At 61.0% G+C, this 13,813-nt stretch carries 13 protein-coding genes; 3 read left to right on the plus strand and 10 right to left on the minus strand.

Annotated features, from left to right (window positions below):
* Nucleotides 1–40: 40 nt before the first annotated feature.
* Nucleotides 41–1,123, minus strand: a complete 1,083-nt coding sequence (locus GKKCFE_RS01830; protein ID WP_445577422.1) for a BMP family ABC transporter substrate-binding protein — start codon at nucleotides 1,121–1,123, stop codon at nucleotides 41–43.
* Nucleotides 1,124–1,414: 291 nt separating this feature from the next.
* On the opposite strand from GKKCFE_RS01830, the gene GKKCFE_RS01835 reads away from it, so the two are divergent.
* Nucleotides 1,415–2,506: a calcium:proton antiporter gene (locus tag GKKCFE_RS01835; protein ID WP_047227424.1), complete on the plus strand. Its 1,092-nt coding sequence runs from the start codon at nucleotides 1,415–1,417 to the stop codon at nucleotides 2,504–2,506.
* Between the two features lie 103 nt (nucleotides 2,507–2,609).
* Here the strand turns inward: GKKCFE_RS01835 and GKKCFE_RS01840 are convergent, their stop codons facing one another.
* The 3 genes from GKKCFE_RS01840 to GKKCFE_RS01850 all read right to left on the minus strand — a co-directional run bounded on the left by GKKCFE_RS01840 (nucleotide 2,610) and on the right by GKKCFE_RS01850 (nucleotide 5,278).
* A complete protein-coding gene (locus tag GKKCFE_RS01840) occupies nucleotides 2,610–3,968 on the minus strand; it encodes an 8-oxoguanine deaminase (RefSeq protein ID WP_445577423.1) in 1,359 nt (452 codons plus the stop codon).
* A 247-nt stretch (nucleotides 3,969–4,215) separates the two neighbouring features.
* Entirely contained in the window at nucleotides 4,216–4,902 is a 687-nt protein-coding gene (locus GKKCFE_RS01845; protein ID WP_047227426.1) for an SDR family oxidoreductase, read from the minus strand.
* Nucleotides 4,903–4,927: 25 nt separating this feature from the next.
* Nucleotides 4,928–5,278 carry a MerR family transcriptional regulator gene (locus tag GKKCFE_RS01850; RefSeq protein WP_047227427.1) on the minus strand — a complete coding sequence of 117 codons (351 nt, stop codon included), beginning with the start codon at nucleotides 5,276–5,278 and terminating at the stop codon, nucleotides 4,928–4,930.
* A gap of 81 nt (nucleotides 5,279–5,359) precedes the next feature.
* Between GKKCFE_RS01850 and GKKCFE_RS01855 the strand changes: the two genes are divergently transcribed.
* Nucleotides 5,360–5,800, plus strand: coding sequence for a hypothetical protein (locus GKKCFE_RS01855; RefSeq protein ID WP_047227428.1), 441 nt, complete (start codon nucleotides 5,360–5,362; stop codon nucleotides 5,798–5,800).
* 66 nt (nucleotides 5,801–5,866) lie between these two features.
* Here GKKCFE_RS01855 and GKKCFE_RS01860 read toward each other — a convergent pair whose 3' ends face one another.
* The 6 genes from GKKCFE_RS01860 to GKKCFE_RS01885 all read right to left on the minus strand — a co-directional run bounded on the left by GKKCFE_RS01860 (nucleotide 5,867) and on the right by GKKCFE_RS01885 (nucleotide 12,292).
* A complete protein-coding gene (locus GKKCFE_RS01860) occupies nucleotides 5,867–6,793 on the minus strand; it encodes an ABC transporter permease (protein WP_047227429.1) in 927 nt (308 codons plus the stop codon).
* Nucleotides 6,793–7,899 carry an ABC transporter permease gene (locus GKKCFE_RS01865; RefSeq protein WP_445577424.1) on the minus strand — a complete coding sequence of 369 codons (1,107 nt, stop codon included), beginning with the start codon at nucleotides 7,897–7,899 and terminating at the stop codon, nucleotides 6,793–6,795. The genes GKKCFE_RS01860 and GKKCFE_RS01865 overlap by 1 nt, the downstream gene beginning before the upstream one ends.
* 10 nt (nucleotides 7,900–7,909) lie before the next feature.
* The gene (locus GKKCFE_RS01870) at nucleotides 7,910–9,463 is read right to left on the minus strand and encodes an ABC transporter ATP-binding protein (protein WP_445577425.1); all 1,554 of its coding nucleotides are present in this window, start codon (nucleotides 9,461–9,463) and stop codon (nucleotides 7,910–7,912) included.
* A 537-nt stretch (nucleotides 9,464–10,000) separates the two neighbouring features.
* Nucleotides 10,001–10,582 carry an IMPACT family protein gene (locus tag GKKCFE_RS01875; RefSeq protein ID WP_445577426.1) on the minus strand — a complete coding sequence of 194 codons (582 nt, stop codon included), beginning with the start codon at nucleotides 10,580–10,582 and terminating at the stop codon, nucleotides 10,001–10,003.
* Between the two features lie 7 nt (nucleotides 10,583–10,589).
* On the minus strand, nucleotides 10,590–11,240 hold the full coding sequence (locus GKKCFE_RS01880) for a TetR/AcrR family transcriptional regulator (RefSeq protein ID WP_445577427.1): 651 nt from the start codon (nucleotides 11,238–11,240) through the stop codon (nucleotides 10,590–10,592).
* A 131-nt stretch (nucleotides 11,241–11,371) separates the two neighbouring features.
* Nucleotides 11,372–12,292, minus strand: a complete 921-nt coding sequence (locus GKKCFE_RS01885; protein WP_047227434.1) for a LysR family transcriptional regulator — start codon at nucleotides 12,290–12,292, stop codon at nucleotides 11,372–11,374.
* Between the two features lie 122 nt (nucleotides 12,293–12,414).
* Between GKKCFE_RS01885 and GKKCFE_RS01890 the strand changes: the two genes are divergently transcribed.
* The gene (locus GKKCFE_RS01890; protein WP_445577428.1) at nucleotides 12,415–13,764 is read left to right on the plus strand and encodes an aspartate aminotransferase family protein; all 1,350 of its coding nucleotides are present in this window, start codon (nucleotides 12,415–12,417) and stop codon (nucleotides 13,762–13,764) included.
* The last annotated feature ends 49 nt before the right edge of the window (nucleotides 13,765–13,813 follow it).

The following is a 13,813-nucleotide window of genomic DNA, read 5'->3' on the forward strand; positions in this document are numbered from 1 at the left end:
AGCAGGCTCGCTCCCACAGGGTTTTGTGTTGACTCGTCAGTTATTTGGGAATCTCAGCCTTCATACCTTCGACGTAGTAATTCATCGACGCCAGTTGCGCATTGGTAGCGCTCACGCCCGCCGGGATTTTCTCGACGCCGGCCTGGTCCTTGATCGGCCCGGTGAACGGATGGAAAGCACCGCTCTGGATGTCGGCGATGATCTGCTCGGCTTCGCCTTTGACCGCCGCTGGCACCAGGTCGCTGATCGGCAGTTTCACCGTGCCTTCCTTCAGGCCGCCCCAGTAGTCCTGGGATTTCCAGCTATGGTCGAGCACGCTTTGGGTGGCCTGGATGTAGTGCGGGCCCCAGTCGTTGACAATCGAGGTCAGCACCGCCTTGGGACCGAAGTGGGCCATGTCCGAAGCGTAGCCGACGGCGTAGACGCCGCGCCGCTCGGCGGCCTGGATCGGCGCCGGGCTGTCGGTGTGCTGGAATACCACATCCACGCCCTGGTCGATCAGTGCGTTGGCGGCATCGGCTTCCTTGCCCGGATCGAACCAGGAGTTGACCCACACCACTTTGATTTCGGTGCCGGGGTTGTACTTGTTCAGGGCCAGTTGGATCGCGTTGATATCGCGGATCACTTCTGGAATCGGGAAGGAGGCGACGTAGCCGATTTTTTTGCTTTTGGTCATCTTGGCCGCGATGAAGCCGCCGACGTAGAGACCCTCATAGGTGCGTGCCAGATAAGTGCCCAGGTTCTTGTCCTGCTTGTAGCCGGTGGCGTGTTCGAAGGTCACCTTGGGGAATTGCTTGGCGACCTTCAATGTCGGGTTCATGTAGCCGAAGGACGTGGTGAAGATCAGGTCGTACTTGTCCTTGGCCATGTTGCGGATCACCCGCTCGGCGTCGGCGCCTTCAGGCACGTTTTCCACGTAGTTGGTGGTGATTCGGTCGCCGAGTTTCGCCACCAGTTCCTTGCGTCCCTGTTCATGCTGGTAGGTCCAGCCGTGGTCACCGATGGGGCCGATATAGACGAAACCGACCTTCAGTGGGTCGGCAGCGCTGGCATTCAGGCCGGCGCTCAGACCGACAGTCGCAGCGACGGCGCAAAGCAACATCTTCAAGGGACGCTTGTGCATGAACTCGAACTCCATTTTGTTGTGAGGTTGGCTGAACAGCGCTAATGCAAAATGCTGACCAATAGGACAACAAAATCTGTGATCTTTTCGAGGCAGCCATCGCGAGCAAGCTCGCTCCCACAAGGACAACGCAATACCTGTGGGAGCGAGCTTGCTCGCGATGAGGTCCTTGAGATCGATAAAGGTGCACCTGCCACCCACTCGCCACTCCCTGGTGCGTCACTTCGCCCGAACGTTCGCCGCCCCCTACAGTCAGTAGCTCATGACCCCGCCCACGTTGATAGGCCCGCGATGCTGACTTTGATCAAGCAAGAAAAACTGCTGTTGCTGGCGCTGATCGCTGCGGTGCTCGCCTATCCGCTGGAACACTGGCTGTTGGGCAGCGGACAGATCGTGGCGTTGCTCGGCGGTTTGGTCCTGATCGGCTTTATCGTCGCGGCTTCCATGCGTGTGGCCCATCACGCCGAGCTGCTGGCAGAGAAGGTCGGCGATCCCTACGGCACGATGATCCTGACCCTGTCGGCGGTGCTGGTAGAAGTGGTGATCCTGGCGATCATGATGAGCAACGAAGCCTCGCCAACGCTGGTGCGCGACACCATCTATTCTGCGGTGATGCTCGATATCAACGGCATTCTTGGCCTTGCGGCGCTGATGGGCGGAATCAAGCATGGCGAGCAGGCTTACAACGATGATTCGGCGCGCACCTACAGCGTGATGATCCTCACCGCCATGGGCGTGTCGATGGTGGTGCCGGAGTTCATTCCCCAAGAGAGCTGGAAGCTCTATTCGGCATTCACCATCGGCGCGATGATCGTGCTGTACACCCTGTTCCTGCGCATGCAGGTGGGGCCTCACAGTTACTTTTTCAGCTACAGCTACCCGGAAAAACGCCGTCGGAAAGAGCCGGTGGAAAACCAGCCGAAACCCATCAGCCTGACGTTCTCCATCGCGGCGCTGGTGTTTGGCGTCGTAGTGATCGGAGCGTTGGCCGAGGTCATGTCCAAAGCCATCGACCTGGGGCTGGAAGGTTCAGGGGCGCCGCCGGTGGTTACGGCGATTCTGGTGGCTGCCATTTCCGCGGCACCGGAAATCCTCACCGCCTTGCGCGCGGCGTTGGCCAACCGTATGCAGTCGGTGGTGAATATCGCCTTGGGGGCTTCGCTGTCCACCGTGATCCTCACCGTGCCGGTGATGGAAGCGATGGCGCTCTACACCGGCCAGCCGTTCCAGATGGCAATGACCCCGGTGCAGACGGTGATGATCTTCATCACCTTGATCGTCTGCGCCATCAACCTCAACGATGGGGAAACCAATGCCATTGAAGGCATGACCCATTTTGTGTTGTTCGCGACGTTTATCATGTTGTCGTTGCTGGGACTCTAGAAGAGTATCGCGGGCAAGCCTTGCTCCCACTGGTCTCACGGCAAGGCTGCTTCATACATCCACCCTTGATGTGGGAGCAAGGCTTGCCCGCGATAGCGTCCGGTCAGGCGCCGGCGATCAACTCCCGCGCCGCCTGGCTGTGATCAGCAATCAACCCCTTCAGGTCCAACCCTTCGACCTGTCCGTCGATGACCCGCCATTGCCCACCGACCATCACCCGGTCCGCCCGGTCCGCGCCGCACAGCAGCAGGGCCGAAACCGGATCGTGACTGCCGGAGAAGCGCAGTTCGTCGAGTTTGAACAGCGCCAAGTCAGCCTGTTTGCCCACCGCCAGCTCACCGATATCGCTGCGCCCCAGCAGTTGTGCCGAGCCGCGGGTCGCCCAGCCCAGCACTCGCTGCGGGGTGATCGCCTGCGCGCCATAGCGCAGGCGCTGAATGTACAACGCCTGGCGGGTTTCCAGGATCATGTTCGAGGCATCGTTGGAGGCCGAGCCGTCCACACCCAGGCCCAGCGGTGCGCCGGCGGCGGTGAGTTCCAGGGTAGGGCAGATGCCCGAGGCCAGGCGCATGTTGGAGCTTGGGCAATGGCAGATGCCGGTGCCGGCGGCGCCGAGACGGGTGATTTCCTCAGGATTGAAATGAATGCCGTGGGCCAGCCAGGTGCGCGGGCCGAGCCAGCCGACGCTGTCCAGGTAGTCCACGGTGCGCAGGCCGAAGCGTTGCAGGCAGAAGTCCTCTTCGTCGAGGGTTTCGGCCAGGTGAGTGTGCAGGCGTACGTCGAGTTTCTCCGCCAGCTCGGCGCTGGCGCGCATGATTTCAGGCGTGACCGAAAACGGTGAACAAGGCGCCAGGGCAATCTGGATTTGCGCACCGTCGCCGCGCTCATGGTATTGGCTGATCAACCGCAGGCTGTCCTCGAGAATCACGTGGCCCTGCTGCACGGTCTGTTGTGGCGGCAAGCCACCATCGGCTTCGCCCAGGCTCATGGAACCGCGGGTCAGCATCGCGCGCATGCCCAGTTCACGGACACTTTGCACCTGCACATCGATGGCATTTTCCAAGCCGTCGGGGAACAGGTAATGGTGATCGGCCGCTGTGGTGCAGCCTGAAAGCAACAGTTCGGCCAGCGCCACTTTGCTCGCCAGAGCGAGCTTTTCCGGTGTCAACCGCGCCCATACCGGGTAGAGGGTTTTCAGCCACGGGAACAGGGGCTGGTTCACCACCGGTGCCCAGGCGCGAGTCAGGGTCTGGTAGAAATGATGATGGGTGTTGATCAGCCCCGGCAGGATCACATGTTCGCCGGCGTCGAAGACTGTGTCGCAGGGCTGGGCGGGTTGCTGGCCGGCCCTCAGCAATTCGACGATCACGCCGTTTTGCAGGACAAGACCGCCACGGGCATCGAGGTCGTTGGCCGTGAAGATGGCGAGGGGATTTTTTAACCAGGTACGGGTCGCAGGCATGGTGGCCGGCTCCTCTGAAAGTGGGTTCAGGTTAGCCAGCTCAGTGATGCCCTGTCTGCTGATCCAGGGTCGCCCGTTGGGTAGGGCGAGGTGCTGAGTTTACTCAGGTTGCGGGGCACATTTCCAGAGTTGAACGGGAGCCATGTGGGAGCGAGCCTGCTCGCGATAGCGGTGTGTCAGTCGACATCATGGTGAATGTCAGGCCGCAATCGCGAGCAGGCTCGCCCCCACAGGGGGAAGGCTTGGGTTACCAGGGAATCGTCTCGCCCTTGTAGTTGACGAAATGATGCCCACCCTTGCCGGCAAAGGCATTGACCTGATCGATCAGGCCGCGGGTGCTGGTCTCGACATCAATGTCCGCCCCTTCGCCACCCATGTCGGTCTTCACCCAGCCCGGGTGCAGCGACAGAACCGTCAATGTCTGCTCGCCCAATTGAGTGACAAAACTATTGGTCATCGAATTGAGCGCCGCCTTGCTGGCCTTGTACAGCGCCAGTTCCGGGGCGTCAGGCATGGTCACGCTGCCCAGCACGGAGCTCATGAATGCCAGCACGCCACTGCCGTCGCGGATCTGGCCGACGAAACGCTGGGCCAGATTGATCGGTGCCACGGCGTTGGTGAAGAACAACTGGCCGACTTCGGCCAGCGTCGCACCGCCGGGGCTCTGGTTGTCAGGGCCTTTGACGCCGGCATTGACGAACAACAGGTCGAAGGTTTCGTCCTTGAGCTGCTGGCTCAGGGTGATGACGGCTTGCTGGTCGTCCATGTCGAGCTTTTCGATCCGCACTGGGCCCAGTGCCTTCAACGCCTCGGCGTTCTGCGGGTTGCGCACGGTGGCGGTCACGCTCCAGCCATCGCTGAGCAGCGTCTTCACCAGGCCGAGGCCCAGGCCCCGGGAGGCGCCAATGATCAATGCGTTTTTTGCCGAATTCATGAGGAGCATCCTTGATGAAAAAAGGTCACGGATTTAATGGACAGCGTTGCCCGAGCCGTTGTTTCAGCTCATGGCGCAACGCGTCGAGTTCGGTCATACGGGTTTCGATCAGGTTCAGTTTGTCTTGCAGCAATTGCGTCACGGCGCAGTCAGGGTCCTGCGCCTGCCACAGGGCGGCGACGCTGGCGCCGATCTCGCCGAGGGTAAAACCCAGGCGCTGGGCGGTCTTGATGTAGAGCACCAGTTGCACCATGTCGGCGGGGTAGTGGCGATAGCCATTGGCGCTGCGCTGCGCCGCGATCAGGCCGCGCTGCTCGTAGAAGCGCAGGGTGTCACGGCTGACGGCACAGGCTTGGGCGAGTTCACCGATGCGCATGGTGGGTCTCCGAAGGGCTTGACCTTGGAGCATACCCCAGGCTTTAGGCTCTTTGCTTCCCAATTATCTGGAGCAAGGTGTATGTGGACTTTGATGCAATATCGCCGGGTGGTGCGCGGCAGCGCCTGGTACGACCTTATCGTGTCGGCCGTGCTGGCCACGCCGTGGAGCTTTGCGGCGTTGCATGGTGTGTTGATGAGTATGACTCAGCTATTTGACCTGCCTGGAGAACTGCCGCCGTTCGCGCCGGCGCATGTGCTGATGGTGAATCTGCTGGGCTCGATTGTCTGCGTGTGGGCGGTGCTGCGGATTCGTGATCCGCAGCCGCTGTACGGGCGTTATGACGCGGCGGGGCGGTTTTTGTTTTCGGCCTGGATGCTGTATGCACTGCTTCATGGGGCCAGTGCGGTGTTGTGGGTTTTCCTGTTTTTCGAGTTGGTGTGGGGCTTGGTTCAGGTATTGCCTGTTCGGGCCTCATCGCGAGCAGGCTCGCTCCCACAGGGAGAGATGGGGCGAGCCTGAAACTGACGGTCACCCCGATCAAATGTGGGAGCGAGCCTGCTCGCGATAGGCGCGCCGCCGTCTACCTCAATGCCCTGCCTGCCAAGGCTGTCCCAGCGACACCGGCGCGTACAGCCGCGTGCGCACCGCGTCCCGGGACAGCAACACCAACACCACAATGGTCGCGACGTACGGCAGCATCGCCAGCAAGCTCGATGGAATCGCCAGCCCCAAGCCCTGGGCCACCAGGTGCAGGATGCTGGCGAGGCCGAACAGGTAGGCGCCCAGCAGCAGGCGCCAGACTCGCCAACTGGCGAACACCACTAGCGCCAGGGCGATCCAGCCGCGCCCGGCGCTCATGTTTTCGGCCCACATCGGCGTGTAAGCCAGCGACAGATAGGCACCCGCCAGCCCGGCCATGGCACCGCCGAACAGCACCGCCAGGGTCCGCACCCGCAGTACCGGCAGGCCCATTGCACTGGCGGCATCGGGATTTTCCCCCACCGCCTGGATAATCAGCCCGACGCGACTTTTCACAATCACCCAGGCCACCAGGGCGAACAGCGCAAAAGACAGGTACACCAGCAGATCCTGGGCAAACAGCATCCGCCCGATCAACGGGATGTCGCTCAAGTAGGGAATCGCCAGCGGCTCGAACCCCGCCAGCGGCTTGCCGACCCAGGCCGCGCCGACAAAACTCGACAGCCCCACGCCGAAAATCGTCAGCGCCAACCCGGTGGCCACTTGATTGGCATTGAACACCAGCGCTACCAACGCGAACAGCGCCGACAACAGCATCCCGGCGGCCATCGCCAGCAGCACGCCAAGCCACAGGTTGCCGCTGTTGAACGCGACGATAAAACCGATCACCGCGCCGAACAGCATCATGCCTTCCTGGCCCAGGTTCAAAACACCACTTTTCTCGCAGATCAGCTCACCCAGAGCCACCAGCAGCAACGGTGTGCCGCAACGGATCATGGCGTAGAAAATATTGCTCAACAGGTCGATATCCATCACAGCGCTCCTGCCTGTACGGCGGTGGTCCGGGTGCGCCGGGCCCAGCGCAGGTTCAGGCGCGGCCGATACAGGATCAGTACGTCGCAGGCCAACAGGAAAAACAGCATCATGCCCTGGAACAGCTGGGTGATTGCCTGGGGAAGGTTCAGCGACATCTGCGCGCTTTCGCCGCCGATGTACAACAAGGCCATCAGCAGGCTGGCGAACAGAATGCCGATGGGATTCAGACGTCCCAGGAACGCCACGGTAATCGCCGCATAGCCGTAGCCCGGTGACACTTGCGGCACCAGTTGGCCGATTGGCCCGGTCACTTCGCAGACACCGGCGAGCCCGGCCAGTGCACCGCTGATCAACAGCGCCAGCCACACCAGCGGCTTCTGGCGAAAGCCGGCGAAGCCGGCGGCCCGAGCGTCCAGGCCCAGCACTTTGATCTGAAACCCGACAAAACTTTTCTGCAGCAACACCCAGACCGCCACCAGTGCCAGCAGGGCGAAATACAACCCGGCATGAAGCCGTCCGTCTTCCACCAGCAATGGCAGGCGACTGGCATCGCCGAACATCGCCGACTCCGGAAAGTTGAACCCGGCCGGGTCTTTCAGCGGTCCGTGAACGCAGAACAGCAGCAGGTTAAGTGCGATGTAATTGAGCATGATGCTGGTCAGGATTTCATTGGCATTGAAGCGCGTGCGTAGCCACGCCGTGAGCCCGGCCCAGGTGGCACCGGCGAGGGTGCCGGTCAGCAGAATCAGCACCAGTGCCCAGCGGCTTTGCATGCCGATGATGTTCACCGCGACGGCGCTGCCGGCCAGGGCGCCCAATAGCAATTGTCCCTCGGCGCCAATGTTCCAGATTCGTGCCTGGTAGGCCACCGCCAGGCCGAGGGCGCAGAGCAGGATCGGCAAGGCTTTGACCAGCCATTCGGACACACCGTATAGATCACTGATCGGGGCGATCAACAAGGTGTACAAGGTTTGCAACGGATCATGCCCCAGGACGGCGAACAGCAGCGAGCCACAGCCCAGGGTCAATACGGCGGCCAGCAGCGGCGAGCACCAGAGCATCAGGCGCGATTGTTGGCCGCGGGGTTCAAGAGACAGCAGCATAAAAACTCCGTTAGACCGTCGCGGGATCAGGGGATTGAGGGGCGTCGAACTGGCCGGCCATCCAGCCGCCGACGTCGCTAAGCCGGGTTTGGACAGTGGGCCTCAAGGCGGACAAACGCCCGCCACACAAAGCGCCGAGGCGGTCGCTGATCTGGAACAGTTCGTCGAGGTCTTCGGAGATCACCAGGATGGCGGCACCCGCATCGCGTAAGGCAATCAGGGCCCTGTGGATGGTCGCCGCTGCGCCGACGTCAACGCCCCATGTGGGATGCGCCGCCACCAGCAGCCTGGGCTGTTGGAGGATTTCCCGACCGAGGATGAATTTTTGCAGGTTGCCCCCCGAGAGGCTGCGCGCCGGGGTTCTGGTGTCGGGCGTCTTCACCCCAAAACGACGGATAATCTCCTCGGCCAGGTGCTCGACCTTGCGCCGTTGAATCAGGCCGCAACGGATCAGTCCTTGTTGGAAGGCGCTGAGCAGGGCGTTATCCGCCAGGCTCAATTGCGGCACGGCGCCGTGGCCCAGGCGTTCGGCTGGAACAAATGCAAGCCCGAGGCGGCGCCGGGCATCGGGGCGCAGATGCGCCACAGGTTGCCCATCGAACCTGATCGTCTCGCCTTTGTGGCGGGGCAGTTGCGTTTCACCGCTGAGTAACGCCAGCCACTCGTCCTGCCCATTCCCCGCCACTCCGGCGATACCGACGATTTCGCCGCTGCGTACCTCAAGGTCTATATCCCGTAACGAGCAACCGAACGGGTCTGGGTTTGGCCATGACAGTTTGTGGATCTCAAGGAACGCTTTGTCTGCGCTGACCTTGGGATAGTCCGCGATCAGCCCGGCCGCTTCGCCGACCATCAACTGCGCCAGTTCCCGGTCCGAGCACTGCGCTGGTGTGCAATGCCCTGACACCCGTCCGCCGCGCAGCACCGTCGCGCTGTGGCACAACGCGCGGACCTCGCCCAACTTGTGGCTGATGAACAAAATGCTGCAGCGTTCGCTCGCCAGGCGCCGCAGGGTCACGAACAGTTCTTCGGCTTCCTGGGGCGTCAGCACCGAGGTGGGTTCATCGAGAATCAGCAGACGGATGTCCTGCATCAAGCAACGAATGATCTCCACCCGTTGACGTTCGCCAATCGACAGGCTGTGGACCAACCGCTGCGGCTCCAGGGCCATGCCGTAGCGTTGGGAAACTTCGCGGATTCGCGGCTCCAGTTGCGCCGGTGTGCCGGCTGCCGCGCCCATGGCCAGGGCGATGTTCTGCGCCACGGTAAGGGTTTCAAACAGCGAGAAATGCTGGAACACCATACCGATGCCCAGGCTGCGGGCCTGGGCCGGGTTGCGCAGGTCGACCCGTTGGCCTTGCCAGATCACCTCGCCCGAATCGGCGTGGGTAACGCCGTAGATAATCTTCATCAGGGTGCTTTTGCCAGCACCGTTTTCGCCGAGCAGCGCGTGGATCTCGCCGGGCTGGATGCTCAGGTCGATGGCGTCATTGGCCAGACAACCAGGGTAGCGTTTGCTGATCTTGCGCAATTGCAGGCGCGGGATGGAATCGGGGTCGGACATGACAGGCTCGGGTCAGGGGACATGAATGCCTGTGGATAAAGCAATTTCCTGGCCAGTAGGTCAGGAAATGTCAGCGAGCCCCGCGCTTTGCCTATCGGCTTGGCTTACCCGCCAACACCCTCGCTGTGGATAGGGCACCGCAATGGGGCGAGCAGGTGATAGAGGCGCTGTTTGTGCCCCGAAACGGGTGGTTAAAAAATGATCAGGCGGCTGCGAGCCATGCCTTTCATGGGACGGCGTGAGCCATGAACGGGTTATCCACAGGATGTTCCACAGTTATTGTGCGCAAGCCTGAAGGTCCGGCATAACCAGCGCCCGGCTTTCTTCTAAAGGTGATAAAACCTTGCAAGCATTTGTTTTGCTGAAGAATTTGTACAGAAAACAGTGCTTTGATCAAAAAACGAACAACAGCCGCAAAGCCGCATGACAGAAGGGTTACAGCGGAATGTGCTCAGGTTATCCACAGTCGGGTGCACAGTGGATGTGGGCAAGTCGCACGATGGCGTTTGCCCTGAAAAGTCGCAGACCCCCTCGCGCTCAACGGGCCAGCAGAATCCGTCCACGGCTCAGGTCGGCCAATTGCTTTTGCAATGTTTCGATCTGCGCTTCACCCACGGCCACGTGCAAGTCCACGCCATTAGCTGTAAAGCTCTCGGTGTTCACCAATCCGCCGCATTCGGCGACCCGCAGTTTCACCAGGGCCAGTTCCGCGAAACCGCAGGTGCAGCGCAGCGCCACACGGCTGATCAACTCAACCTTCTCGGCGTTTTGCAGGCATTTGTTCGCGCCCCCGCCATAGGCCCGGGCCAAGCCTCCGGTGCCCAACTGGATTCCACCGTACCAACGGATCACCAGCACCACGACCTGATCGCAAGCCTGGGCTTCGATGGCCGCCAGGATCGGCCGCCCGGCGGTGCCACCCGGTTCGCCGTCGTCGTTGCTGCGGTATTGGTCACCGAGTTTCCAGGCCCAGCAGTTGTGTGTGGCGTTCAGATCGCTGCGCTGCTCTATAAAGGCCACGGCATCGGCAGGGCTGGTGATAGGGGCGGCGAGGGTGATGAAGCGGCTTTTGCGAATCTCTTCGCGGTATTCACAAAAGCCGGTGAGGGTAAAAGGCATGAGGGTCTTAAAAGGTTGGTTTCAGGCCGCAGCCCTTGAGAATGATGCGGATCAGGTTGTCGCCGGCATCGATCATGTCCTGCTTGGTCAGCTTGCTGCGACCGGTCACGCGGCAGATCTGGGTGGTGAAGTCGGCGTAATGCTGAGTACTTCCCCACAATAGAAAGATCAGGTGCACGGGGTCGATCGGGTCCATCTTGCCGGCATCGATCCAGGCCTGGAACACTGCCGCGCGGCCGTTGAACCAGGTGCGATAATCCTGGTTGAAATATTCAGTCAGGCATTCACCGCCGCTGATCACCTCCATGGCGAAAAGCCGGGACGCCTGGGGATGGCGGCGGGAGAACTCCATTTTGGCGCGGATGTAGCGGGTCAGGGCTTCGGCCGGATCATCCTCGGCGGTGAGGGTATTAAAGGTGCTGTCCCACAACTCGATGATGTTGCTCAGCACCGCCACGTACAACCCAAGCTTGTTGGTGAAGTAATAATGCAGGTTCGCCTTGGGCAGCCCGGCCTTCAAGGCAATGGCATTCATGCTGGTGCCTTTGAACCCGTGACGGGCGAATTCATCTTCGGCGGCCTTGAGGATGGTCTCTTCGTTTTTTTGACGAATGCGGCTGGTGGGCTTGCCACCGTGGGCAGGGACTTCAAAGGTCATGGGCGTTTCCGGGCTGGGTCTGTGGGGCAAGCAAATGCGTTGATAGCGCACCGGCAGCGATCCGACAAGTGCCATCATGCTAAAAGCCTTTCGCTGGGGGCAGGCTAACCCAGCCAATGTCGGACCAAGGGTTAGCGGGTTGCCGCCAGGCTCTGGAGAAAGCTCTCCAGCACCAGATGAGGCCGACGCCCCTTGCGCGTGACTGACGCCAGGCTCAAATCATAGAAACGGGCCGTGGGTTTGAGGGCGCGCAACCGTCCCTGCTGGACCCACAGGCTGGCGTAATGATCCGGCAGGTAACCGATGTAGCGCCCTGTAAGAATCAGGAACGCCATGCCTTCGCGGTCCGAAGCACTGGCAGTGCAATTGAGTGCCTGGTAATGGGCCTGGATCTCGGCGGGCAGGCGGAAGGTCGGTGCGATGGCATCCTGGCTGTTGAGGCGAGCGTCGTCCAGTTGTTGGTCATCCACATAAAACAACGGATGCCCGACCGCGCAATACAACAGCGAGCGTTCGCTGTAGAGCGGTTGATACTCCAGCCCGGAAAGGGCACTGGCCTGAGGCACCACGCCGACATGCAATCGGCCGTCGAGTACGCCTTGCTCGACTTCGTTGGGAGCGATCATGCGAATCTGAATCTGCACGTCTGGACCGCGTTCCTTCAATTGGGCCAGGGCATGGGTGATGCGCATGTGGGGCAGGGTGACGAGATTATCGGTCAGGCCAATGATCAATTCGCCGCGCAAGTGTTGATGCAGGCCGTTGACTTCGGTGCGAAAGCTTTCCAGTGCACTTAATAGTTGCAACGCCGATTGATAGACCTCGCGGCCTTCCTCCGTCAGGGAAAAGCCCGCCCGCCCGCGCTGGCACAACCGTAGGCCAAGACGCTGTTCAAGGTCGCTCATCTGCTGGCTGATGGCGGAGCGACCGATCCCAAGCACCGTCTCCGCAGCGGAGAATCCACCGCACTCCACCACGCTGCGAAAAATGCGCAACAGACGAATATCAAAGTCGCTGACCTGGGCCAGTGGATCGGGACGACGCGCGCTCATAGTTTAGTGATCTGCTGACTGAAGGTTAGAAAAGTTGGATTTCATCGACTTTATCGCCGTGGCAAGTTAGCTGCAAGAACGCCTTTGGATCCCTGTCGCTTCTCTCCTGCGAGGTTCTGTCGATGAACATGCCCGAACATGCTGCCGGCTCCCTGGCCAGCCAGCTCAAGCTTGATGCCCACTGGATGCCTTACACCGCCAACCGCAACTTCCAGCGCGATCCACGTCTGATCGTCGCCGCCGAAGGCAGTTGGCTGGTGGATGACAAAGGGCGCAAGGTCTACGACTCGCTGTCGGGCCTGTGGACGTGCGGCGCCGGGCACACCCGCAAGGAAATCCAGGAAGCAGTCGCCAAACAGCTGGGCACCCTCGACTACTCGCCGGGCTTCCAGTACGGCCACCCGCTGTCGTTCCAGCTGGCAGAAAAAATCACCAGCCTGACACCGGGCAACCTCAACCATGTGTTTTTCACCGACTCCGGTTCCGAGTGTGCCGATACCGCGGTGAAAATGGTCCGCGCCTACTGGCGTCTCAAGGGCCAGGCGACCAAGACCAAGATGATCGGCCGTGCTCGTGGTTACCATGGCGTGAATATCGCCGGTACCAGCCTGGGCGGCGTCAGCGGCAACCGCAAGTTGTTCGGTCAGGCGATGATGGACGTCGATCATTTGCCCCACACGTTGCTGGCAAGCAATGCCTATTCCCGTGGCATGCCAAAAGAGGGCGGTATCGCCTTGGCCGATGAGCTGTTGAAGCTGATCGAGCTGCACGATGCCTCCAACATCGCCGCGGTGTTTGTTGAACCGATGGCCGGTTCCGCCGGTGTACTGGTGCCGCCTGAGGGTTATCTCAAGCGCCTGCGGGAAATCTGCGATCAGCACAGCATCCTGTTGGTGTTCGACGAGGTCATCACCGGGTTCGGCCGCACCGGTTCGATGTTCGGTGCCCATAGCTTCGGCGTGACCCCGGATCTCATGTGCATTGCCAAGCAGGTTACCAATGGCGCGATCCCCATGGGCGCGGTAATTGCCAGCTCCGAGATCTACCAGACGTTCATGAACCAGCCGACGCCTGAGTACGCAGTGGAATTCCCCCATGGCTACACCTATTCGGCGCATCCGGTGGCGTGCGCGGCAGGCTTGGCGGCGCTGGATCTGCTGCAAAAGGAAAACCTTGTGCAGAGCGTGGCCGAGGTGGCTCCGCATTTCGAGAAGGCCTTGCATGGCCTGAAGGGGGCGAAGAACATCATCGACATCCGCAACTATGGCCTGGCCGGGGCAATCCAGATTGCGCCCCGCGATGGCGACGCGATCGTGCGCCCGTTCGAGGCCGGCATGGCGTTGTGGAAAAAGGGGTTCTACGTGCGTTTCGGCGGCGACACTCTGCAATTCGGGCCAACGTTCAACAGCAAGCCACAGGATCTGGATCGCTTGTTCGATGCGGTCGGTGAAGTGCTGAACAAACTCGACTGACGCGTCCCTCTATATAGCTTTTAATACGGGCGTCCGGCAGCGGGCGCCT

This window comes from Pseudomonas sp. E141, from assembly GCF_052659885.1.